General features: G+C 71.6%; 10 protein-coding genes. 3 read left to right on the top strand and 7 right to left on the bottom strand.

The window, feature by feature from the left end:
- Window positions 1–4 precede the first annotated feature (4 nt).
- The 5 genes from QWU11_RS27900 to QWU11_RS27880 form a co-directional block, all read right to left on the bottom strand.
- Window positions 5–1270 carry a methylaspartate mutase gene (locus QWU11_RS27900; protein WP_290117405.1) on the bottom strand — a complete coding sequence of 422 codons (1266 nt, stop codon included), beginning with the start codon at window positions 1268–1270 and terminating at the stop codon, window positions 5–7.
- A complete protein-coding gene (locus QWU11_RS27895; protein ID WP_290117404.1) occupies window positions 1267–1680 on the bottom strand; it encodes a cobalamin-dependent protein in 414 nt (137 codons plus the stop codon). The genes QWU11_RS27900 and QWU11_RS27895 overlap by 4 nt, the downstream gene beginning before the upstream one ends.
- Before the next feature lie 268 nt (window positions 1681–1948).
- Window positions 1949–5887 (bottom strand): amino acid adenylation domain-containing protein, encoded by a 3939-nt coding sequence (locus tag QWU11_RS27890; RefSeq protein WP_290117403.1) that lies wholly within the window; start codon window positions 5885–5887, stop codon window positions 1949–1951.
- Complete coding sequence (locus QWU11_RS27885; protein ID WP_290117402.1) at window positions 5884–12606, bottom strand: non-ribosomal peptide synthetase; 6723 nt, start codon at window positions 12604–12606, stop codon at window positions 5884–5886. The genes QWU11_RS27890 and QWU11_RS27885 overlap by 4 nt, the downstream gene beginning before the upstream one ends.
- Before the next feature lie 3 nt (window positions 12607–12609).
- A complete protein-coding gene (locus QWU11_RS27880; protein ID WP_290117401.1) occupies window positions 12610–15789 on the bottom strand; it encodes an amino acid adenylation domain-containing protein in 3180 nt (1059 codons plus the stop codon).
- A 167-nt stretch (window positions 15790–15956) separates the two neighbouring features.
- Here QWU11_RS27880 and QWU11_RS27875 point away from each other — a divergent pair, with 167 nt between their 5' ends.
- The 3 genes from QWU11_RS27875 to QWU11_RS27865 are packed head-to-tail and all read left to right on the top strand — an operon-like array spanning window position 15957 to window position 20248.
- Window positions 15957–17501, top strand: coding sequence for an amino acid adenylation domain-containing protein (locus QWU11_RS27875; RefSeq protein WP_290117400.1), 1545 nt, complete (start codon window positions 15957–15959; stop codon window positions 17499–17501).
- Window positions 17502–17535: 34 nt separating this feature from the next.
- Entirely contained in the window at window positions 17536–17814 is a 279-nt protein-coding gene (locus tag QWU11_RS27870) for an acyl carrier protein (RefSeq protein WP_290117399.1), read from the top strand.
- Window positions 17815–17830: 16 nt separating this feature from the next.
- Window positions 17831–20248, top strand: coding sequence for a lantibiotic dehydratase (locus QWU11_RS27865; protein WP_290117398.1), 2418 nt, complete (start codon window positions 17831–17833; stop codon window positions 20246–20248).
- Here QWU11_RS27865 and QWU11_RS27860 read toward each other — a convergent pair.
- Together QWU11_RS27860 and QWU11_RS27855 are read right to left on the bottom strand one after the other, a co-directional pair.
- On the bottom strand, window positions 20190–20489 hold the full coding sequence (locus QWU11_RS27860; protein WP_290117397.1) for a muconolactone Delta-isomerase family protein: 300 nt from the start codon (window positions 20487–20489) through the stop codon (window positions 20190–20192). The genes QWU11_RS27865 and QWU11_RS27860 overlap by 59 nt on opposite strands.
- A gap of 3 nt (window positions 20490–20492) precedes the next feature.
- The gene (locus QWU11_RS27855; RefSeq protein ID WP_290117396.1) at window positions 20493–21935 is read right to left on the bottom strand and encodes an MmgE/PrpD family protein; all 1443 of its coding nucleotides are present in this window, start codon (window positions 21933–21935) and stop codon (window positions 20493–20495) included.
- Between the last annotated feature and the right edge of the window lie 87 nt (window positions 21936–22022).

Genomic DNA, 22022 nt, shown 5'->3' with positions numbered 1-22022 from the left:
GGCCTTACCGGTGGGCGAGGGCGCCGGCGTCATAGCGGTCTCGTACGTAGGACAGGGCGTGCAGGAGCTCGGCGGAGGTCAGCCCGGCGGTCTTCGGCCGGGTGCCCGCGGTCGTGATCGGGAGTCCGCCGGTGGCCGCCCACTCCAGGCGGCCGTCGTCGGCGATGTAGCTGCGGGTGCGGCCCGCGTTGTCCGGGTGCAGGCAGTAAGGGACGTCCAGGTATCCCAGGGCGAAGGCGGAGGTGAGCGCCCGGCCGAGGTCGTCGTGCAGGCCGAGGACGCCCTCGATGATCGAGCGGGCCTCCGCCTCGATGCCGGTCGTCTCGGGCACGGCGGTGGTGCGCCCGGCCTCACGCGCGGCGCGTGCGGCGGCCTCCAGGGCCGTCACGTTGTCGGCGATGGACGGGATCTGGCTGGACTCCGCGGCGGTCTTGACGATCAGGCGGGCCGATCCGGTGCGCCTGGCCAGCCGCGCCGAGGCCGTCAGGAGGTCCAGCGCTCCGGGACGGGTGGCCGGGTACAGGCCCATGTAGGTGTAGATCACCACGTGCCAGGAGACCGAGGGCAGCAGGTCCGCCGCGATGTCGTGCAGCGCCCGTACGGCCTCCTCGTCCTGGCCGGGGTGCGTCTGCTGGGCGTAGCTCAGGGAGATGCTCGGAATTCCCTGCTGGGCGAAGAACATGCCTTCCAGGACGGTGATCGCGACCAGCAGGGAGGGCGGGCAGAGCTGCCCGAGCATGCAGCCGCCGAAGCTTTCGACGTGGGGTACGGCGCCGGTCTCGGCCAGGGCGGCGAAGCGCCGGGAGGCCTCCCGCCAGGCGTGGACGGACCGGTTGACAGGGGTCCTGCTGTAGGGCAGGCAGTAGGAGATCGGGCCGCCCTCGGTGGCGTCCATGCCGGCCGCCGTCAGGGCGTCGAAGATCGGGCCGGGCACGGCGGAACCGTGGCGGACCTGCACCGGGAAACCGCCGTCGCGGACGCCGTCGAGCATGCGGCGGGTGACCTCGGGGCCGTGCGTCACGATGGGAAAGCCGTTGAGTGCGTTGCCCTCGCGCAGCGCCCGTTCGGCCGCGGCGAAGTCGGCGACGCGGGTGTAGCTGTCGAGCGTCACGGTGCCGACGGTGGTGGCGTCCGCGTTCTTCGTCGCGATCAGCCCGGCGCGCATCCGCTCGGCGGTGCCGAACCCCATGCGCGGCTGGACCACCAGCGTTCCCGTCGCGCGGGCACGCTCCATGAAGGCGTGGAACGAGCCCGGGGTCGCCGGCGTCACGGCCGCCGCCCCGCGTGCCCCGCGGCCACCTGGGCGAGCCGGGAGCGGAACTCGGGCACGGCGGTGCCGCCGACCAGCACGCCGTCGTAGCCGGCGGCGACCAGTTCGTCGACGGCGTCGCGTTCGTGGTCCTCGGCGACGCAGATCTTGCCGCCCAGGAAGACCGGCACCCGGGCCAGGGAGGGCTCGGCGCGCACGGCCTCGATCACCTGCCGGGCGTCCTGGACGCCGTGACCGTTCACCGTGCTGATCACGATCATGTCGGGTACGCGGCGCAGTGACTCGTCCAGGAGCATCGCGACGGGCACACAGGCGCCGAGGTTGGTGACCGACCAGCCGTTCTCTTCCATCAGCAGCTGAACGAACAGCAGATTCCAGGTATGTGAGTCCGATGGAGTGCTGCCGAGCACCGCAAATGGCTTTGTTCGCTTCTCGGTGATGCAGCGTGGTGACATCCCAGTCACTGGCCTTTCTTCAGACGAATTATCAACGCCGGACCGGAGGTTTCCGATGCATTCATTGTGGCGTGATTTTCGTCCGGCCATTACTGGCTTTTTATGTCCACACGCGCGTGGGCATATCTGCCCTTCGGCGGCGCGTTAATGACCCGGTCGGCTACATGACGGAATCTCGGTCCACCCGCACCTGTGGACCGAGATTCCGTCGGGGATGCCGCCGTCAGCCGGTGAGAGCCGCGGTCACCGCCGCGACGGCCTCTTTGGTCTCGATCATGTCGTGATGGCCTCCGGGGAGGTCGATGACGCGCAGCCCGCCCGGGTAGAGCCCCGCCCAGTGGGCGACGTAGCGCTCGCGGTCACCCGCCGGCATCAGTTCCTGCCCCGCCCGCCGGATCTCGTCGCTCACGACGAGCGTGGCCCGAGCATGGGACGGGGTGGCGCGATAATCGGCCAGCGCGCGGGCCTCCGCGCGCAGGACGTTGTACGGCAGCCATTCGGCGAGATCGACCGCGTCCTCGCCGATGTTCATCGGGCCGGCCAGGAGCTTGAGTTCCCGTTCCGTCCTTTCCCGCGCGGGCCCGGTCTCGTCCTGTCCGCGCCGCCACAGCATTTCGGCCTGTCCGAAGATCGCCGCCAGCCCGTCGAACCTTTCTTTGCGGAATGTGCCCGTAACGGCGGGTTCGAGCAGAAACGCGGACCTGACCTCCTCGGGGTGCATGAGGGCCATCTCGTGCAGGATCACTGCGCCGGTCGACCAGCCGAGGAGGCGGTACGGGCCCTCGGGCTGCACGTTCGCGATCTCCTTCCAGTAGCGCTCGGCCATGGCGCGGACGTCTTCGAGCGGGGTCTCGCCGTCGGCGAGACCGGTGGCCTGGACGCCGAGGACGCGGAACGTCCGCTTCAGTTCGTCGGCCAGCGTCCGGTAGGAGTAGACCTGGCCGCCTCCGGGGTGGATGCAGAACAGGTTCGGGAGTTCCGTGACCACCGCCCGCCGTACCTCCGAGATCAGCCCGGTCTGCTCCCGGGCGGCGCCGCTGACCGCCTTCGCCAGTTCGTGGATGGTGGGGTGGGCCATGACCTGCTGGAGCGTCGTCCGGCGGCCGGCGCGGCGCAGGCGGGAGGTGACCTTGATGGCGAGGAGCGAGTGGCCGCCGAGGTCGAAGAAGTCGTCGTGGACGCCGGGTTCGGTGGTGCCGAGGATGTCGCTCCAGATGCCGGCGATGAGGTGTTCGGTGTCGGTGGAGGGCGGGGTGGTCTCGCGGGCGGCGGTGGCGGGGGCGGGCAGGGCGTCGCGGTCGGTCTTGCCGTTGGGGGTCAGGGGCAGGGCGGGCAGGGTCACGTACGCGGCCGGGACCATGTAGGACGGCAGCGTGCGGGCGAGGCGGGCTTTCAGGTCCTCCGCGGCGGGTTCGGTGGCTCCGGGGACGACGTAGGCGGTGAGTCTCTGGACTCCGGGGGTGTCCTCGCGGACGATGACGGCCGCGGTGGCGACGTCGGGGTGGTCGATGAGGGTCGCTTCGATCTCGCCGAGTTCGATGCGGTAGCCGCGGAGTTTGACCTGGGTGTCGATGCGGCCGATGAACTCCAGCTCCCCGTTCGGCAGCCACCGGCACAGGTCCCCGGTCCGGTAGAGCCGCTGGGGGCCCTTGCCGAGGTCGCTCCAGATGAAGCGCTCCTCGGTCAGCTCCGGCCGGTTGAGATAGCCGCGGGCGACGCAGATCCCGCCCAGCAGGCACTCCCCCGCCACGCCGACCGGGACGGGCTCGCCGCCTGCGTCCACCACGTACGCGGTGGTGTTCGTGATCGGAGAGCCGACCGACACACCCCCCGAGGCGGTGACGTCGACCTCACGCGTGGCGGACATGACGTTGGCCACCGAGCACTCGGTCGCGCCGTACTCGTTGTAGATGACGGTGTCCTCACAGACGGCGAGGATCCGGCGGGCCAGTTCGGCGGTCAGTTCCTCCCCGCCGAGGACCATCGTGTTCACGTTGAGGCTGGTCCCGGTCGTCTCGGCGGAGGTGACCAGGAGTTCGGCGTGTGAGGGGGTCATCTTCAGGAAGCTGACCGAGGTCCCGGACAGCAGGTGCTCGACGGCGGCGGCGAAGGCGGACTCCCCCGGCTGCGGCACCGGGACCACGACCGGCATTCCCTGCATGAGCGGCAGGAACAGGGCGGTGATGGTCAGGTCGAACGCCACCGGCGAGTACAGCAACGTGCCCACGTCGCCGACCGGCGGGTACGCCTGGTCGCACCAGTGCAGGTAGTTGACCGCGCCCTCATGCTCGATCATCACGCCCTTGGGCTTACCGGTCGAGCCGGACGTGTAGATCACGTACGCCAGGTCGCGAGACCCGGCAAGGGGCTCGGGATCGGTGGCCGGGCACTCCTCGACGGCCGGCCACTGCTCATCGATCAGGAACCGATCGGTCCCGCCGGGCAGCAGACCGGCGAGAGCGGTCTGGGTGATGACGAGCGGGGCGGCGGTGTCCTCCAGCATGTACGCCAGCCGCTCCACCGGATACTCCGGATCCAGCGGGACGAAGGCACCACCGGCCTTCTGGATCGCCAGCAGAGCCACGATCAGCTCCGGACTCCGGTCCAGGAACACCGCGACCAGAACGTCCGGACCCACCCCACGGCCGCGAAGGAAATGCGCGAGCCGGTTCGACCGTACGTTCAGCTCCTTGTGCGTCAGGACACGATCGCCGCAGATCACGGCAGGGTCGTCCGGCGTCGCGGCGGCCTGCTCGGCCACCAGCCCGTGCATCGTCCGCCCCTCGGGGAACGGACCGTCCGTGTCGTTCCAGTCGAGGAGGATCCGCTCCCGCTCGGCCTCGGTCAGCATGCCGACGTCGGACAGGCGGGTCCGGGGAGCGGCGACGAATCCTTCCAGGAGGGTCTGGAAGTGGCGCGCGAGGCGGTCGATGGTCTCCGCGTCGAACAGCGCGCGGTCGTAGGCGAACTTGACGTCCAGGACGTCGTCGGCCGACACGACCACGGTGAGGGGGTAGCCGGTGTGCTCGACACAGTTGACTGGCCGGACGTCCACGCCCTCCGGCAGGCTGTCGGAGCCGTGCAGGTCCGGGTAGTTCTCGAACACGAGGATCGACTGGAACAAGGCCCTGCCGCGCGGCACGTCGCTGCACTCCTGCACGTCGACGAGGTGGGAGTACTCCCACTGCCGCAGGTCGATCTGCTGGGTCTGCAGGTCCCGCAGCCAGTCGGCGACCGTCGCCCCGCCGTCGACTCTGACGCGTACGGGCAGGGTGTTGATGAACAGGCCGACCATCGACTCGATGCCGGCCAGCGCGGCGGACCGTCCGGCGGTCGTGGCCCCGAACAGCACGTCGTCGTGGCCGGTGTAGCGGGCGAGCAGGGCCGACCAGACGCCCTGGACCACGGTGTTGACGGTGATCCGCTGCTCCCGGGCGAAGCGCCGTACCGCCTGGGACAGTTCGGCGCCGTAGGACGTCTCGTGGTCCCGCATGCCGGTGCCCGTGCCGGAGCGGGCCGTGGTCAGCTCGGGGGGTTCGGTCATCCCCTTCAGGTAGCCGCGCCAGAACTCCCGCGCCTGGGAGGAGGGCTGTTCGTGCAGCCACGTGGCGTACCGGACGTACGGGATGGCCGGCGGCAGCACGGGCTCTCTGCCCTCGACGGCGGCGCGGTAGATCGCGAACAGCTCGTTCTTGATGAGCTGGATGCTCCAGCCGTCCAGCAGGATGTGGTGGAACGACCAGAGGATCACGCGGCACTCGTCGGCGGTCCGGATGACCCGCACCCGCAGCAGCGGGGGGCGGGACAGGTCGAAGCCCTGTTCCCGGTCCTCGGCGGCGAGCCGCTCCAGCCGCGCGTCCTGCTCGGCCGGGCCGGCGCCGCGCCAGTCGAGCGCCTCGCGCGGGAGCTCGGCCCGGCGCTGCACGACCTGGACGGGGGTCGACACGTCCTCCCACACGAACGCGCTGCGCAGGATGGAGTGCCGGTCGACGACGCGCTGCCAGGCGTCCAGGAAGGGCTCGTCGTCGAACGGACCGGTGATCTTCTCGACCATCTGGACCTGGTACGGGTTGGTGCCCTCGCCGTCCCGCAGCGAGTGGAACAGCATGCCGGACTGCATGGGCGACAGGCCGTAGACGTCTTCCACGTTGGGGGTGCTCATGCGCTGAACCTCCTCATGATCGCGGCCATCTCATCCTCGTTGAGCTCTGCCAGTGGGAGATGCGTCGGGCCGGCGCCGATCCCCTCGTTCTGCTCGGCGGCGAGGCCGAGCAGGGAGCGAAGGTTGCTCATCACGTTCTCCGCGACGCGTTCGACGGTCCTCGCGTCGTGCAACGCCGTGGAGTAGGAGAACTCGATGCTCAGCCGGCCGTGTTCGACGGCCGCCAGGATGTCCAGCACGTTGCGGCGCATCCCGGCCGGGCCGATGGAGCGGCCCCGGGGCTCGTCCGCGCCGGCGTACCGGCCGAGGCCCGTGACGTCGGGCGTGAACTGCCCCAGGTAGTTGAAGTTGATCTCAGGGGACCCGTGGTCCAGGGCCTGCCGTACGGCGGGGTCGCCGAGGTGGCGCAGGATGCCGTAGCCGATGCCCCGGCGCGGTATGCCCCGCAGTTGCTCGCCGACGTCCTTCAGGCGGATGACCGGGTCGGCCTGCGCCATGCCGTGCAGGGTGAGGGGGAACAGGCTGGTGAACCAGCCCACCGTCCGTGAGGTGTCCACGTCGGCGAACAGGTCCTCCCGCCCGTGGCCCTCCAGGCTGACGCAGACGGCGTCGTCGCCGGTCCAGGTGTGGACGGAGGCGCCCACCGCGGCCAGCAGCGCGTCGTTGATCTGGGTGTGGAAGGCCTTGGGCACGTCCTGCAGCAGGGCCGTCGTCTCGTCCTCGCTCAGCGCGGCCGTGACGGCGGCGGAGGAACGCATGGTGTTCTCCCCGTCGTGGTCGCGTGGGAGCGGCCGCCGCGCGCCCTGCGAGGCCCAGTAGTCGAGTTCGGCGAGCGCCTCGGCGGACCGGGCGTGCCGTACGAGCTTGTCCGCCCACGTCCGTACGGAGGTGGTCTTGGCCGGCAGCAGCGGGGCCCGCCCGTCGGCCGCCTGCCGGTAGGCCGTACCGAGGTCCTCCAGCAGGATCCGCCAGGAGACGCCGTCGACCGCCAGGTGGTGGACCACGATGAGCAGCCGCTGGCCGCGGCCCCGGCCGAGGTCGACGAGGGCGGCGCGGATGACCGGCCCGCCGGCCAGGTCCATCCCGTGCTGCGCCTCGTCGGCGATCCGGGCCATCCGCGGCCGTACCTCGTCCTCGTCCAGCGCGGACAGGTCGTGGCAGGTGAGGATGCCGGGGCCGGCGTCGCCGTCGAGGCGCTGGCGCCACCGGCCGCCGTCCTCCTCGATCCGCAGGCGCAGCGCGTCGTGGTGGTCGACGAGCGCCAGCAGCGCGCGCCGCAGGACCGTACCGTCCAGGCCGTCGGTCTCGAGGAGTTCCTCCTGGTTGAAGTGGGCCGGGTCGGACAGGCCGAGCTCGAAGAACCAGTGCTGGATCGGGGTGAGCGGCACCTCTCCCACGAGCTTGGCCTGGTCGGCCAGGATAGCGCCGGTGGACTGGGCGTTCGCCGCGATGGCGGCGACCGTCTGGTGCTGGAAGAACACCCTCGGCGTGAGCTGGATCCCGAACTTCTTGGCCCGCGCGATCACCTGCAGGCTGATGATCGAGTCCCCGCCGAGCGCGAAGAAGTTGTCGGTCACGCCGATGTCGGGGACGCCGAGGATCTCCCGCCAGATGTCGGCGATGATCTTCTCGGCCGCGCTGTGCGGCGCGGACGCCGGGCCCTCTCCGGGGGTGGGCAGGGCCTGGCGGTCGACGGCACCCGTGATCGTTCGCGGCAGTTCGGGCAGGGTGACGTAGGCCGCCGGCACCATGAAGCCGGGCAGCCGCTCGCTGAGGAACTGCCGCAGCTCCCCCGCCTCCGGCGCCGCCGGTCCGGCCGGCACGACGTAGCCGACCAGGTCCTCCTCGCGTACGGCGGCCGCGGCGCCGGCCACGGCGTCGTGCTCGGCGAGAGCCGCCTCGACCTCGCCCAGCGCCACGCGGTCGCCGTGCACGACCACCTGGTCCTCGCCGCGGCCGACGTAGGACAGCTCGCCGGAGGGCGACCAGCGGACCAGGTCGCCGGTGTGGCGCGGGGTCGCGCCGTCGAGCACCAGCTCTCCGGGGACGCCGACCGGCACCGGCCGCCCGTGCCGGTCGACCACCCGTACGGGCGCGGCCGGGACGTCGCCGACCTCGGCGGGGAGCCTGACCGCGGTCCCCCACTCCGTGAGGGCGTCGCGCTCGGCGCCGGTCAGCATGGCGATGCCGGACACGGGCGTCGTGGGATCGCCGGCGAGATGGCCGAGCAGGGTGCGGAAGTGACCGGTCATCCGCTCGACGGTGGTCGTGTCGAACAGGTCGGTCGGGTAGTCGAAGGTGCCGGTCAGGCCGTCGCCGACCTCGTGCAGCGACAGGTTGAGGTCGAACTTGGCCAGGCCGCCGGCGGCGGGCGCGGGCTCGACGGTCAGCCCGGACAGGTGCCAGGGCTGGGTCTCGGCGCTGGTCTGCAGGACCATCACGGCCTGGAACAGCGGGTTGCGGGACAGGTCGCGCTGGGGCGCCAGCTCCTCCACCAGCCGCTCGAAGGGCAGGTCCTGGTGGTCGTACGCGCCCAGGGCGGTGTCCTTCACCCGGTGCAGCAGGTCGCCGAAGGTGGGGTCACCGGACAGGTCGGTGCGCAGCACGAGGCTGTTGACGAACAGGCCGATGAGGTTCTCGGTCTCGCCGTGGCCGCGGCCCGCGATGGGCGTGCCGACCGCGATGTCGTCCTGGCCGCTGTAGCGCGACAGCAGCACCTGGAAGCCGGCCAGCAGCGCCATGAACAGGCTGGCGTTCGCGTCGGCGGCGATGGCGCGCAGGGCCGTGACGGTGGTGGCCGGGACGGAGAAGGTGACCGCGTCGCCGCGGGTGCTGCGGGCCGGCCGCCGGGGCCGGTCGGTGGGCAGGTGGAGCGGCTGGAGCCCGGCCAGCCGGGTGCGCCAGTAGTCCAGTTGCGCCTGGAGCCGGCCGCCGGCCAGCCGGCGGCGCTGCCACGCGGCGAAGTCGCCGTACTGCACCGGCAGCGCGGGCGGTTCGGTGGCGTTGTCGCCGGTCGCGGCGGCGTAGAGTTCGCGCAGCTCGCGGGCGAAGATCGCCTCGGACCAGCCGTCGAAGACGATGTGGTGCAGGCAGATGACCAGGACCGCCTCGGCGGGCGACGTACGCAACAGCGTCGTCCGCAGCATCGGCCCGTTCGCCAGGTCGAACGGCGTGGCCGCGACCGCGTTGACCCGGGCGGTCAGCATGGCCTCGTCAACGTCGCCGACCTCGACCACGGCCGGTGACGGCGGGTCGATGACCTGGTACGGCTGACCGGCCTCATCGGCCACGAAACGGGTCCGCAGCACCTCGTGCCGCGCCACCAGCCGCGACAACGCCTCCTCCAGCGCAGCCACGTCCACGACCCCCGACAGCCGCAACGCGATCGGCACCACATAATCACCACGACCGGGCTCCAACTGATCCAGGAACCACAACCCCCGCTGCGCCGACGACAACGGCACCGGCATCTCGGGGTCCCGTGGTGCCGGCCGGTCCTCCTGGTCGGTGGTGTGCATGCCGGGCAGGAGCTCGCTCAGCCCGGCGATGGTCGGGGCCTGGAACAGCGCCCGCAGCGGGACCTCGATGCCCAGCTCGCGGCGCAGGCGGGAGGTGACCTTGATGGCGAGGAGCGAGTGGCCGCCGAGGTCGAAGAAGTTGTCGTGTATTCCGGGGTCGGTCGTGCCGAGGATGTCGCTCCAGATGCCGGCGATGAGGTGTTCGGTGTCGGTGGAGGGCGGGGTGGTCTCGCGAGCCGCGGTGGCCGGGGCGGGCAGGGCGTCGCGGTCGGTCTTGCCGTTGGGAGTCAGCGGCAGGGCCGGCAGGGTGACGAAGGCGGCCGGGACCATGTACGACGGCAGCGTACGGGCCAGGCGCGTTCTCAGGTCCTCCGTGCTGGGTTCGGTGGCCCCGGGCACCAGGTACGCGGTGAGCCGCTGCACTCCCGGGGTGTCCTCGCGGACGATGACCGCCGCCGAGGCGACGTCCGGGTGGTCGATGAGGGTCGCTTCGATCTCGCCGAGTTCGATACGGTAGCCGCGGAGTTTGACCTGGGTGTCGATGCGGCCGATGAACTCCAGCTCGCCGTTCGGCAGCCAGCGGCACAGGTCGCCGGTGCGATAGAGGCGCTGGCGGCCCTTGCCGAGGTCGCTCCAGACGAACCTCTTGCTGGTGAGCTCCGGCCGGTTGAGATAACCGCGGGCGACGCAGATGCCACCCAGCAGGCATTCCCCCGCCACGCCGACCGGGACGGGCTCGCCGCCTGCGTCCACCACGTACGCGGTGGTGTTGGTGATCGGCGACCCGACCGACACACCGCCGGAAGCGTCGGCGCCGACCTCGCGGGTCGCGGACATGACGTTGGCCACCGAGCACTCCGTGGCGCCGTACTCGTTGTAGATGACGGTGTCCTCACAGACGGCGAGGATCCGGCGGGCCAGCTCGGCGGTCAGCTCCTCCCCGCCGAGGACCATCGTGTTCACGTTGAGGCTGGTCCCGGTCGTCTCGGCGGAGGTGACCAGGAGTTCGGCGTGTGAGGGGGTCATCTTCAGGAAGCTGACCGACAGCCCGGACAGCAGCTGCTCCACCGACGCCGCGAAGGCCGACTCTCCGGGCTGCGGGACCGGCACGACCACCGGCATTCCCTGCATGAGCGGCAGGAACAGGGCGGTGATGGTCAGGTCGAACGCCACCGGGGAGTACAGCAGGGTCCCGGCATCACCGACGGGCGGGTAGGCCTGGTCGCACCAGTGCAGATAGTTGACGGCGCCCTCGTGCTCGATCATCACGCCCTTGGGCTTACCGGTCGAACCGGACGTATAGATCACGTACGCCAGGTCACGCGGACCCGCGAGCGGCTCGGGATCGGTCGCCGGGCACTCCTCGACGGCCGGCCACTGCTCATCGACCAGCAGCCGAGCGGTCCCATCGGGCAGCAGACCGGCCAGACCGGTCTGAGTGATGACGAGCGGGGCGGCGGTGTCCTCCAGCATGTACGCCAGCCGCTCCACCGGATACTCCGGATCCAGCGGAACAAAAGCACCACCCGCCTTCTGGATCGCCAGCAAAGCAACGATCAGATCCGGACTGCGATCCAGGAACACCGCGACCAGAACATCCGGCCCCACCCCACGAGCACGCAGATAGTGCGCGAGCCGGTTCGACCGTACGTCCAGCTCCCCATGCGTCAGAACACGATCGCCGCAGATCACCGCCGGCGAACCCGGCGTCGCCGCCGCCTGATCGGCCACCAGACCATGCATCGTCCGCCCCTCGGGGAACGGACCGTCCGTGTCGTTCCAGTCGAGGAGAATCCGCTCCCGCTCGGCCTCGGTCAGCATGCGGATCTCGGAGAGCGGGGCGGCGGGACGGCCGGCGAGCTGTTCGAGCAGGGTGCGGAAGTGACCGGTCATCCGCTCGACGGTGGTCGTGTCGAACAGGTCCGTCGGGTAGTCGAAGTGCCCGGTCAGGCCGTCGCCGACCTCGCTCAGCGACAGGTTGAGGTCGAACTTGGCCAGGCCGCCCGTGACGGGCGCGGGCTCGACGGTCAGCCCGGGCAGTCGCCACGGCTCCGTCTCGGCGCTGGTCTGCAGGACCAGCACCGCCTGGAACAGCGGGTTGCGAGACAGGTCGCGCTGGGGTGCCAGCTCCTCCACCAGCCGCTCGAACGGCAGGTCCTGGTGGTCGTACGCGCCCAGGGCGGTCTCCCTGACCCGCTCCACCAGCTCCGTGAACGTGGGATCGCCGGACAGGTCCGTGCGCAGCACCAGACTGTTGACGAACAGGCCGATGAGGTCCTCGGTCTCGCTGTGGTTGCGACCGGCGACCGGGGTGCCCACGGCGATGTCGGTCTGGCCGGTGTACCGCGACAGCATGACCTGGAAGGCCGCCGTCAGGACCATGAAGAGGCTGGCGTTCAGGCCGGTGGCGACGCCGCGCAGGGCCGTGACCGTACCGGCCGGGACATCGAAGGTGACCGCGTCGCCGTGGCCGCCGCGGACCGGGCCGCGCGGCCGGTCGGTGGGCAGTTGCAGCGGCTGCAGGCCGGCCAGCCGCGTACGCCAGTAGTCCAGGTGCCCCTGGAACCGCTCACCGTCGAGCTGCCCGTCCTGCCAGGCCGCGTGGTCGCCGTACTGCGCGGGCAGCGCGGGCAGCGTGGCGGGGGCGCCCCCGGTCGCGGCGGTGTAGAGCGCCGTCAGCTCGCGGGCGAAGACGGCCTCGGACCAGCCGTCGAAGACGATGTGGTGCAGGCAGATGACCAGGACCGCCTCGGCGGGCGACGTACGCAGCAGCGTCGTCCGCAGCATCGGCCCGTTCGCCAGGTCGAACGGCGTGGCCGCGACCGCGTTGACCCGGGCGGTCAGCATGGCCTCGTCAACGTCGCCGACCTCGACCACGGCCGGTGACGGCGGGTCGATGACCTGGTACGGCTGACCGGCCTCATCGGCCACGAAACGGGTCCGCAGCACCTCGTGCCGCGCCACCAGCCGCGACAACGCCTCCTCCAGCGCAGCCACGTCCACGACCCCCGACAGCCGCAACGCGATCGGCACCACATAATCACCACGACCGGGCTCCAACTGATCCAGGAACCACAACCCCCGCTGCGCCGACGACAACGGCACCGGCATCTCGGGGTCCCGTACGGGCAGGCCGCGGGACCGGTGGTGTCGGATACGGGACAGCAGACGTGCCTGCGTCGAGCCATCTTCCATGACCATTCCTCACTCCTGGGCGTCGATCAGCTCGAGCAGCTGGGTCTTGATGCCGGCGATCGTGGGCGACAAGAACAGGTCCCTGAGGCTGATGCGGATGCCGGTCAGCCGTTCCACCTGGTTGACCAGCTGGACCGCCCGCAGCGAGTGCCCGCCGACCTCGAAGAAGTTGTCGTGGACGCCGACGCGGTCCAGGCCGAGCAGGTCGGCCCAGATGCCGGCGATCGCCTGCTCGATCTCGTCGCGGGGCGCGACGTGGTCGGCGGCGGGCGCGAGGTCCGTGAGGTCGGGCGCCGGCAGCCGCTTGCGGTCCACCTTGCTGTTGGGGGTCAGGGGCAGCGCCGGGATCGTCATGAACACGGCGGGGACCATGGCCGGCGGCAGTGTCTGGCGGCACAGCTCCCGTAGCCCGGCGACGTCCGGCTCGTCGCCGGCCGGCACGCAGTACGCGACGAGCTGCTTGTCCTGCGCGGCGTCCCCCCACGCGACGACGGCGCACGCCGCGACGTCGGAGTGCTCCAGCAGGACCGCCTCGATCTCGCCCGGCTCGATCCGTACGCCGCGCAGCTTGACCTGGCCGTCGATGCGGCCGAGCAGGTCGAGCTCACCGTCGGCGGTGAACCGGCCGAGGTCGCCGGTCTTGTACATGCGGCCGCCGGTGAACGGGTCGGTGCGGAAGCGTTCAAAGGTCAGCTCGGGCCGGTTGAGGTAGCCGCGGCCGACGCACCGGCCGCCGAGATGGACCTCCCCCACCGCACCGACGGGCACGGGCTGCAGCGAGTCGTCCAGGACGTACACCTGCTGGTTGCTCATCGGGCGTCCGGCGAGAACGGGCGCGTCCGGCGTGGCACGCCAGTAGGTCGTGTCCACCGAGACCTCGGTGGCGCCGTACAGGTTGATCAGGTCGCCGCCGAAGCGGTCGGCGAACCGCCGTACGAGGACCTCCTGGAGTGCCTCGCCGCTGCAGAAGGCGTACCGCAGGCCGGTGCAGTCCGCGGGATCGACCTGGCCGACGAACAGGTCCATCAGGCTCGGCACGAAGTGCAGTCCGACGATGTCGTGACGGCGCATGAGCGACCCGACGTGGGCCATGTCCAGGCGGGTGGTCCCCGGGACGAGGACGACCGTGCCGCCCTGCCACAGCGGCCAGAAGATCTCATACGCCGAGACGTCGAAGGTCAGCGGCGTGGCCTGCAGGAAACCGTCGCCGGGGTGGAGCGGGAAGGCGTCCTGCATGCCCGACAGATAGGCGATGACGCCCTGGTGCTCGACCATGACGCCCTTGGGCCTGCCGGTGGAGCCGGAGGTGTAGATGACGTACGCGAGGTCCTGCGGCCCGGCCAGCGGTTCGGGCTCGGAGTCGGGGCACGCGGCGACCTCGGGCCACTGCGCGTCAACCAGGAGGCGCGGCGTCCGGTCCGGGAGCCGCCCGGCGAGGCCCTCCTCGGTGACGACCAGCGGCGCGGCGGTGTCCTCGATCATGTACGCGAGCCGCTCTGCGGGGAACTCCGGGTCGAGCGGGACGTACGCTCCGCCGGCCTTCATGATGGCCAGCAGCGCGACGACCAGGTCGAGGCCACGTTCCAGGAACACCCCGACGTGGACCTCCGGGCCGACGCCACGGGCCCGCAGGTGGTGCGCCAGCCGGTTCGCGCGGGAGTCGAGCCGCCGGTAGGTCAGGACCTCGTCCCCGCACACGACGGCGGGCTCGTCCGGACGCGCCGCGGCCTGCCCGGCCACCAGCTCGTGGACGGTACGCCCGGCCGGGAACGGCGCCTCGGTGTCGTTCCACTCCTCCACGATCCGCCGCCGCTCGGCGTCGGTGAGCATGGTGATCTGGGACAGGGGCGCGGTGGGCTCGGCCGCGAGGTGGTCGAGCAGGGTGCGGAAGTGGTCGGCCATCCGCTCGACGGTGGCCCTGTCGAACAGGTCGCTGCGGTAGTAGATGAAGCCCTTGGCGCTGCGGTCGTCCTGCTGGGTGAGGTCGAAGGTGAGGTCCACCTGGGCGTTGGTGGCCTGGAGCGGGACGTGCGCGATGTCGAGGCCGGGCAGCTTCCAGATCTTGCTGCCAGGGGTCGTCTGCAGGACGAGCATGGTCTGGAAGAGCGGGTTGCGCGACAGGTCGCGCTGGGGCGCCAGCTCCTCCACGAGCCGCTCGAAGGGCAGGTCCTGGTGGCCGTACGCGCCCAGGGCGGTCTCCTTGACCCGGCCCAGCAGCTCCGCGAAGGTCGGGTCGCCGGCCAGGTCCGTGCGCAGCACGAGGCTGTTGACGAACAGGCCGATGAGGTCCTCGGTGTCGGCGTGGTGGCGACCGGCGATGGGCGTGCCGACCGCGATGTCGTCCTGGCCGCTGTAGCGCGACAGCAGCACCTGGAACCCGGCCAGCAGCGCCATGAACAGGCTCACCCGCGAACGCGCGGCGACGGCCCGCAGGGGCACGAGGGTCTCGGCGGGAACGCTGAAGGTGACCACGTCGCCGTGGCCGCTGCGGGCCGCGCCGCGCGGCCGGTCGGTGGCCAGTTGCAGCGGCTGCAGGCCGGCGAGGCGCGTGCGCCAGTACTCCACCTGGGCCGTGAGCCGCTCGCCGGTGAGCCACCGGTGCTGCCGCTCGGCGTAGTCGCCGTACTGCAGCGGCAGCGCGGGCAGCGTGGCCGGGGCTCCGCCGATCGCCTCGGTGTACAGCTCGCGGAGTTCGCCCGCGAAGATCACCTCGGACCAGCCGTCGAAGACGATGTGGTGCAGGCAGATGACCAGGATCGCCTCGGCGGGCGCCGTGCGCATGAGCACGGTCCGCAGCAGGGCTCCGCCGGTCAGGTCGAAGGGGGCGGAGGCGGCCGCGTCGACCTGTTCCTGCACCGTGGCCCGGCTCCGGCCGGCCAGGTCGACGATCTCGATCGTGACCGGTGACGGCGGGTCGATGACCGGGTACGGCTCGCCGGTGTCGCCGGCCGCGAACCGGGTCCGCAGCACCTCGTGCCGCTCCGCCAGCAGCGTCAGCGCCTCCTCCAGCGCCGCGACGTCAAGCTCTCCGGTCAGCCGCAGGGCCACCCGGATGAGGTACTCATTTCCGCCGGGCTCCAGCTGGTCGAGAAACCACAGACGTTGCTGGGCGAAGGACAGCGGGCTCCGTTCACGACCGGTCTCCGATGAAATCGAAGCGCCGCCGGCGATTACCTTGCTATTCGTCATCAGGCCCGCCTATCTCCACCGGATGTTGCGTTCATATCGAGCATTTGCCAGCCTGACAGGCCCTGCTCCTCCTGCCACGTGGGCAGTTCCGCCCCTGATGGGAGGGGCGTTTTTGCCCCCCGTGAAATGTTTGCCCCGGGCGCCATTACCGCCATACGTTCGGCGGCATGAGCAGGCCACTTCCGGCGCATCGCGCCATTCCCGGAACGGTCGTCGACGACATTCGCGATCACGCCGGCCGTGATCCGCACGCCCCCGCGCTCGTGACGCCGGCGTCCGTGATGGGCTACCGGGAACTGGCCGACCGGATCGAGCGGCTGGCCCGTACGCTGGCCACCGCCGGGGTCGGCACGGAGAGCCGCTGCGCCATCGTCGCCGAGCAGGGCACCGACGCCGTGATCGCGATGGCGGCCGTGATGCGCGCCGGCGGAGCGTTCCTGACGCTCGACCCCGGCCAGCCCGTCTCACGCCTGCACGCCATGGTGCGCGGTGCGGACGCGCGGTTCCGGCTCACCACCGCCGCGCTCGCCGAGCGGCTCACCCTGCCCGTCGACGGTCCGACGATCATGATCGACGGCTCGGGCGACGCGCCGGGGCGGCCGCTCCCGGACCGCGTCGATCCGCGTTCCCTCGCGTACGTCAGCCACACGTCCGGGACGACCGGGACGCCCAACCCGGTCATGATCGAGCACGGTGGCCTGCGGGCGTACCTGCGCTTCATCGTCGCCACCTGCGGGCTGGGCCCGCACACGGTGGCGCTGCAGCTCGCGCCGTTCGGCTACGACGGCTCGATCCGCGACGTCTTCGCGCCGCTGGCCGCGGGGGGGCGGCTGGTCCTCCTGCCGCGCTCCACGCTGCTGTGTCCCCCCGCCCTCGCCGACGCGGTCGAGGACCATGGCGCGAACGCCATCCTGAGCAGCACCCCGACCTTCCTGACCGCCCTGGCCGAGCACGAGGGCGTGGCCGGGCGGCTGGGCGGCCTCGGCCTGATCCTGTGCAGCGGGGAGTCGCTGCGCCCCTTCCTCGCCGCCGGCGGCCGGCGGCTGGCCGCGGGCCGGCTGATCAACCACTACGGGCCGACCGAGTGCACGATCACCTCGACCTGCCACGACGTCCCCGTCCGCCCGGACACCGAGGCCGATCTGATCGGCACGCCGGTGGACGGTGTGACGGTCCGCCTGCTCGACCGGAACATGCGCGCCGTGCCGGACGGCACGGTCGGCGACATCCACATCGGCGGCACGGGCGTGGCGCGCGGCTACAGCGGCCGGCCGGCCCTGACCGCCGAACGCTTCGTCCCGGACCCGTACGGCCCGCCCGGCGCACGGCTGTACCGCACCGGTGACCTGGGCCGGCGCCGGCCCGACGGCGTCCTGGAGTTCCTCGGCCGTACCGACCGGCAGGTCAAGATCCGCGGCTACCGCGTGGAGCCGGCCGAGGTCGAGGGCACACTCCTCGGTCATCCGGCCGTCACCGCGGCGGTGGTCACCTCCGCCGCCGACGAACGCGGCCGGGTCCACCTCATCGCCCACGTCATGGGCGCGCTCGACGGCGTCACGGACGCGATGCTGCGCGCGCACCTGGCCCGGACCCTGCCACCGCACCTGATGCCCCGGCTGTTCCACCGCGTCGAGGACATTCCCACCACCCACAGCGGCAAGACCGACCGGACCGCACTCGCGGCGCTCGTACACGGCGGCCCTGGCGCCTGACCCCCTCCTACCCCGGTTCGAAAGGGCAGTGACCATGACGACGACCAACGACATCCAGGAATCGACCACCGACCTGATCGTGGACATCTACCGGGCGACGCTCGGCCACGACGACGTCGGTCCCGACAGCGACTTCTACGAGATGGGCGGGGACTCCATGACCGCCTTCCAGATCGTCGCGCGGCTGCGCGCCGTCTTCGACATCGACGTCCCCGTCGCGCTGGTCTTCACCTGCCCGACGCCGGCCGACCTCGCCGCCGCCGTCACCGACCTGGCCGCGGGCCAGGCCGACGGTGGCACGAACCTCAACTGAAACGGAGAGCCGGAACATGAAGGACGCATCGGCGCCGCACGTCGGTCAGTGGCGGTTGTGGGACCAGCTCTGCCTGCGCGGGCCGGGCTTCCCTGCCTCGGGAGTGCTCCGGCTCGCGCCGGAGGAGCTGTCGGCGGCCGCGGAGGGGTTCGGCACGGAGAAGGATCTGACCGGGCCGCGGTGGGAGGAGTTCGAGGAGCGGTTCGGGGCGACGGCCCTGTCCATCTCGGGGATGCTGCAGGAGATCGCCGGGCTGCCGATGTTCCAGGCGGCCGTGGCGTGGCAGAACCCCACGGTCCTGAAGTCCGGGATCGGCCCGTTCCTGCGGTGGACGCCGGAGGGCGGCAAGCGGCCGAGCATGGCCCGGCAGCGTGAGGAGCTCGTCGCCCACTACTGGCAGCGGTTCTGCGTGAAGAACGACACGATCGGGTTCTTCGGCCCCGTGGGCTGGGGCACCTGGGACCCGTCCGTACGGGGCCTGGAGGTCGACCCGGGCACCGGGCTGACCTCCGGGTCGGGCGTGTACTTCTCGAGCTGGGCGGTCGACGCGGTGGCACGGCGCGTCAGCGAGGACCCTGCGGTCCGCGAGTGGCTGGCGCCCCGGCGGATGCCGTTCGTACGGCTCTCCGGCGACGAGGTCCACACGCCGGGCCTGCCTCCCGTACGGGTCGGCGACGCCGAGCGGCAGGTGCTGGAGCTCTGCGACGGCACGCACGCGGCCCGCGCCATCCAGGGCGAACTGGGCTTCGAGGTCTCCGGCGTGCTGGAGGGCCTCGTCAAGCGCCGCTGGATCGTGTGGCGGCTCAAAGTGCCCGCCGACACCCACCCCGAGCGACGGCTGCGGGACAGCCTCACCGAGATCGGCGACCCCGACGTACGGGACCGGGCGCTGGCCAAGCTGGAGGTCCTCGAACGCGGGCGGGACCGGATCCGCGACGCGGGCCGGGACCCCGAGGCGCTCGTGGCCGCCTTCCAGGCACTGGAGGTCGACTTCACCGAGCTGACCCAGACCGCCGCGCAGCGCCAGAAGAACGCCGGCACCGCCCCGTGCCGGTCGCTGATCTACTCCGACAGCACCCGCGCCGCGCGGGTCCGGGTCGGCGACGACCTGCTGTCCGCCCTGGCCCCGATGGACCTGCTGCTGGCCTCCTCGACCTGGCTCACCTCCGCCATGTCCGAGCGCATCTCGGCCCACGCCCGCAAGGTCTTCGAGGAGCAGAGCGCGGGCGGTGAGCGGGAGGTCGACCTGGCCACCTGCTGGTTCGCGTGCATCCCGATGCTGCACAGCGACCTGATCGCCGACACCGCCGACCTCCAGCGGCAGTTCTGGGAGCGCTGGCACAGCATCATCCGCCCGGCGCCCGGCGTACGGCGCGTACGGCTGGACGGCGCGGAGATCGCCGGCCAGGTCCGTGAGCTGTTCGCCTCGCCCGGCGGCGGGTGGTCCACGGCGCGGTACGCCTGCCCGGACATGCTCGTCCTGGCCGACGACGCGGACGCGGTGAGGCGCGGGGAGTTCGAACTCGTCGTCGGCGAACTGCACACGGCGATCAACACGCTCGGCGCGTCGCTGTTCGTCAACCAGCACGCCTCGCGCGACGAGCTGCTCGAGCTCGTCGACCGCGACCACCCCCGGCCGCGGATGATGCCGCTCCAGCCCAAGGAGCACCGCGCGCGGCTGTCCGCCCGTACGCGTTACTCCCTCGTACGGGACCAGGACTACTGCGTCGCGCTGGCGGACTCCAGCGCCGACCCGCACCGCCCGCGGACGATCGCGAGCGCCGACGTCTCGGTGCGCGACCACGACGGCCGGCTCGTCGCGGTGCTGCCCGACGGGAGCGTGTTCGACCTGGTCGACATCTTCTCGCAGGCGCTGACCATGCAGGTCATCGACATGTTCCGGATCGTTCCCGACGACGCCGAGCACTTCCCGCGGGTGAGCATCGACCGCATGGTGGTGACGCGGGAGACGTGGCGGTTCGACCCGGCGACGATGGAGTTCGCCGGCGACAAGAGCGAGGCGCGGCGGTACGTACGGGCCGGGCAGTGGCGCAGGTCGCAGGGGCTCCCGAGGTTCGTGTTCGTGGTCTCGCCCACCGAGCCGCGGCCGTTCTACGTCGACTTCGACAGCCCCGTCTACGTCAACATCTTCGCCAAGGCCGTACGCCGGCTGCTGCGCGACAAGCCGGAGGCCCGGATGACGATCAGCGAGATGCTGCCCACTCCGGAGCAGACCTGGCTGACCGACGACCAGGGCAACGGCTACACGTCGGAGCTGCGCTTCGTGGCGGTCGACGAGACCCAGACCCGCGCCGACGAGGCGCGCGACCACCTGTCCCAGAACGCCGTCGTCGTGGAGGAGACGCTGGCGCCGGTCATCCGGCGACGATGCCGAGCGCCTTGGGGTCGTTGGGGTGCTGGGCCAGCGGGATGACCTGGACGTTCATCCAGGGCCAGAGCGGGAGTGAGGAGACCGCCTCGTGTACGGCGGTGGCGTCCGGGGCCTCGTACAGGCCGTAATTGGCCCACCGGCCGGGGATGCGCCACAGCCGCTTGCACAGGCCGGCGCGGGCCAATTCCTGGCCGCGGCGCAGCTCGGCCTGGAAGATCTCCTCCCTCAGGTCCGGGTCGGCCTCCGGCGGCCAGTCGATCTCGACGTGCACCAGGAACTCCATCGGTCATCCTCTCTCGGTGAGCTGCGCGGCCGCGGCGGCGAGGACCCGGCCCGGCCTTCTGGAGGTCAGGGCCGTCACGACCTCGGCGGTGAGCCGGTCCCCGGCGTTGCGGCGGAACTTCTCCGCGATCTCGGCCTCGCTCAGCGGGGTGTCGGGGTTGCCGCGCGCGTTCGTCACCTCGGCCGTGGCATGGGTCCCGTCGGCGCGGCGGACGGTGACGCGCGCTGGCCGCCGTCGCGGCAGCGCGGCGGTGTACTCCGGCACCTCGACCATCCGGACCGTACGCGCGAGGTCGCGCACCTCCTGCCGCGCGAGGCCTTCCGGAAGGAAGGACCCGGCGTCGAGCACACCGTCGCAGGCGAGGGCGGCGGCGCAGTACGGCACGGAGAACCGGGCGTGCAGGTCGGAGGAGGGGTCGGCGTCATCGAGCGAGGCGGCGAACGCGAAGGTCTCGATGGTCAGCTCGGTGATCGTCTCCGCCGGTCCCGGCGTTTCTTCGAGGGCGGTGGTCAGCGCGTCCAGGACGGGATGGACCCAGCGCGCGCAGGGGTACGGCTTGAGGTAGCTGTGCAGGATCTCCCATCTTTCGCCGAGCCCGTCGGTGAGCGCCTGCCGGTCGAAGCCGGTCGCGACGGCCTGGTCGTACAGGGCGGTGACGCCGCGCGTGGAGGCGGTGAGCCCGGCGCGGGCCCAGGCGCCGGCCCGCGCGCCGTAGTACGCGCCGAGGCCGGTCCAGAGGTTGCGTACGGTCCCGCCGCGTACGGGCACTTCGAGGGCGGTGGCGAAGGGCAGCGAGGCGCCGAGCAGGAACGCCTCCGCGGCGGTGGAGCCTTGAGGGTCGTGGACGAGGGCGGAGGCCAGCGCGGCGGCGGCCGGCCCGTGGATCCCGTGAGGGTGGAAGCCGGGACGCAACGCGCTCACGACGCTGAGCCGCAGCCCGGCCTCGACCGCGACCAGGAAGATCTCCAGGAGGCGTTCGTCGTCGAGATCGGAGGCGGCGAGCAGGAGGACGGGCAGGACGTGCGGCGCGGGATGCCCGGTGGGCACCGGCGGCAGCCGATGACCCTGCGGGTGCATCGAGCCTCCGGAGTCCGCGTCCAGCCAGGTGGCGGCGGCGCCCAGGGTGACGATCGGCGAGACCTCACCGTCCAGCGCCCCGGCGAGCGCCGCGACCTCGGGATACCGCAGGCCGCCGGCGAGGGCTCCCAGCGTGTCGAGCAACAGCAGCCGAGCGTGCCGGACGACGTCGTCCGGCACGTCGGCGAGCCGGGTACCGGCGGCGAACCGCCGCAGAGCCTCGATGTCCATGACGTCCCCTTTCACGCGACCACCTCCGGGAAAAGCGACCGGCCAGGTGGATCGCCGCCCGCACCCGCCGGACGACGCCGGCGACACCTCGGCGAGCAGGGCGCCGGCGGCGGACCGCCGCAGAGGCTCGACGTTCATCACGCCTCCTCTCACGCCGCGACCACCTCCGGGAAGGGCGACCCGCCGAGTAGATCGGCCGCCCATGATCGGGGGGATCCTCCCCCG

It is taken from the genome of Actinomadura sp. DC4, assembly GCF_030406325.1.
In the GTDB taxonomy this organism is placed as follows: Bacteria; Actinomycetota; Actinomycetes; order Streptosporangiales; family Streptosporangiaceae; genus Actinoallomurus.
This window is presented reverse-complemented; position numbering and strand designations above follow the sequence as displayed.

Excerpts from the sequence above, each read along its gene's own strand:
- QWU11_RS27870 (WP_290117399.1), top strand. The coding sequence starts at position 17,536 with ATGACGACGACCAACGACATCCAGGAATCGACCACCGACCTGATCGTG.
- QWU11_RS27885 (WP_290117402.1), bottom strand. The coding sequence starts at position 12,606 with ATGGTCATGGAAGATGGCTCGACGCAGGCACGTCTGCTGTCCCGTATC.
- QWU11_RS27855 (WP_290117396.1), bottom strand. The coding sequence starts at position 21,935 with ATGAACGTCGAGCCTCTGCGGCGGTCCGCCGCCGGCGCCCTGCTCGCC.
- QWU11_RS27880 (WP_290117401.1), bottom strand. The coding sequence starts at position 15,789 with ATGACGAATAGCAAGGTAATCGCCGGCGGCGCTTCGATTTCATCGGAG.
- QWU11_RS27860 (WP_290117397.1), bottom strand. The coding sequence starts at position 20,489 with ATGGAGTTCCTGGTGCACGTCGAGATCGACTGGCCGCCGGAGGCCGAC.
- QWU11_RS27875 (WP_290117400.1), top strand. The coding sequence starts at position 15,957 with ATGAGCAGGCCACTTCCGGCGCATCGCGCCATTCCCGGAACGGTCGTC.
- QWU11_RS27890 (WP_290117403.1), bottom strand. The coding sequence starts at position 5,887 with ATGAGCACCCCCAACGTGGAAGACGTCTACGGCCTGTCGCCCATGCAG.
- QWU11_RS27865 (WP_290117398.1), top strand. The coding sequence starts at position 17,831 with ATGAAGGACGCATCGGCGCCGCACGTCGGTCAGTGGCGGTTGTGGGAC.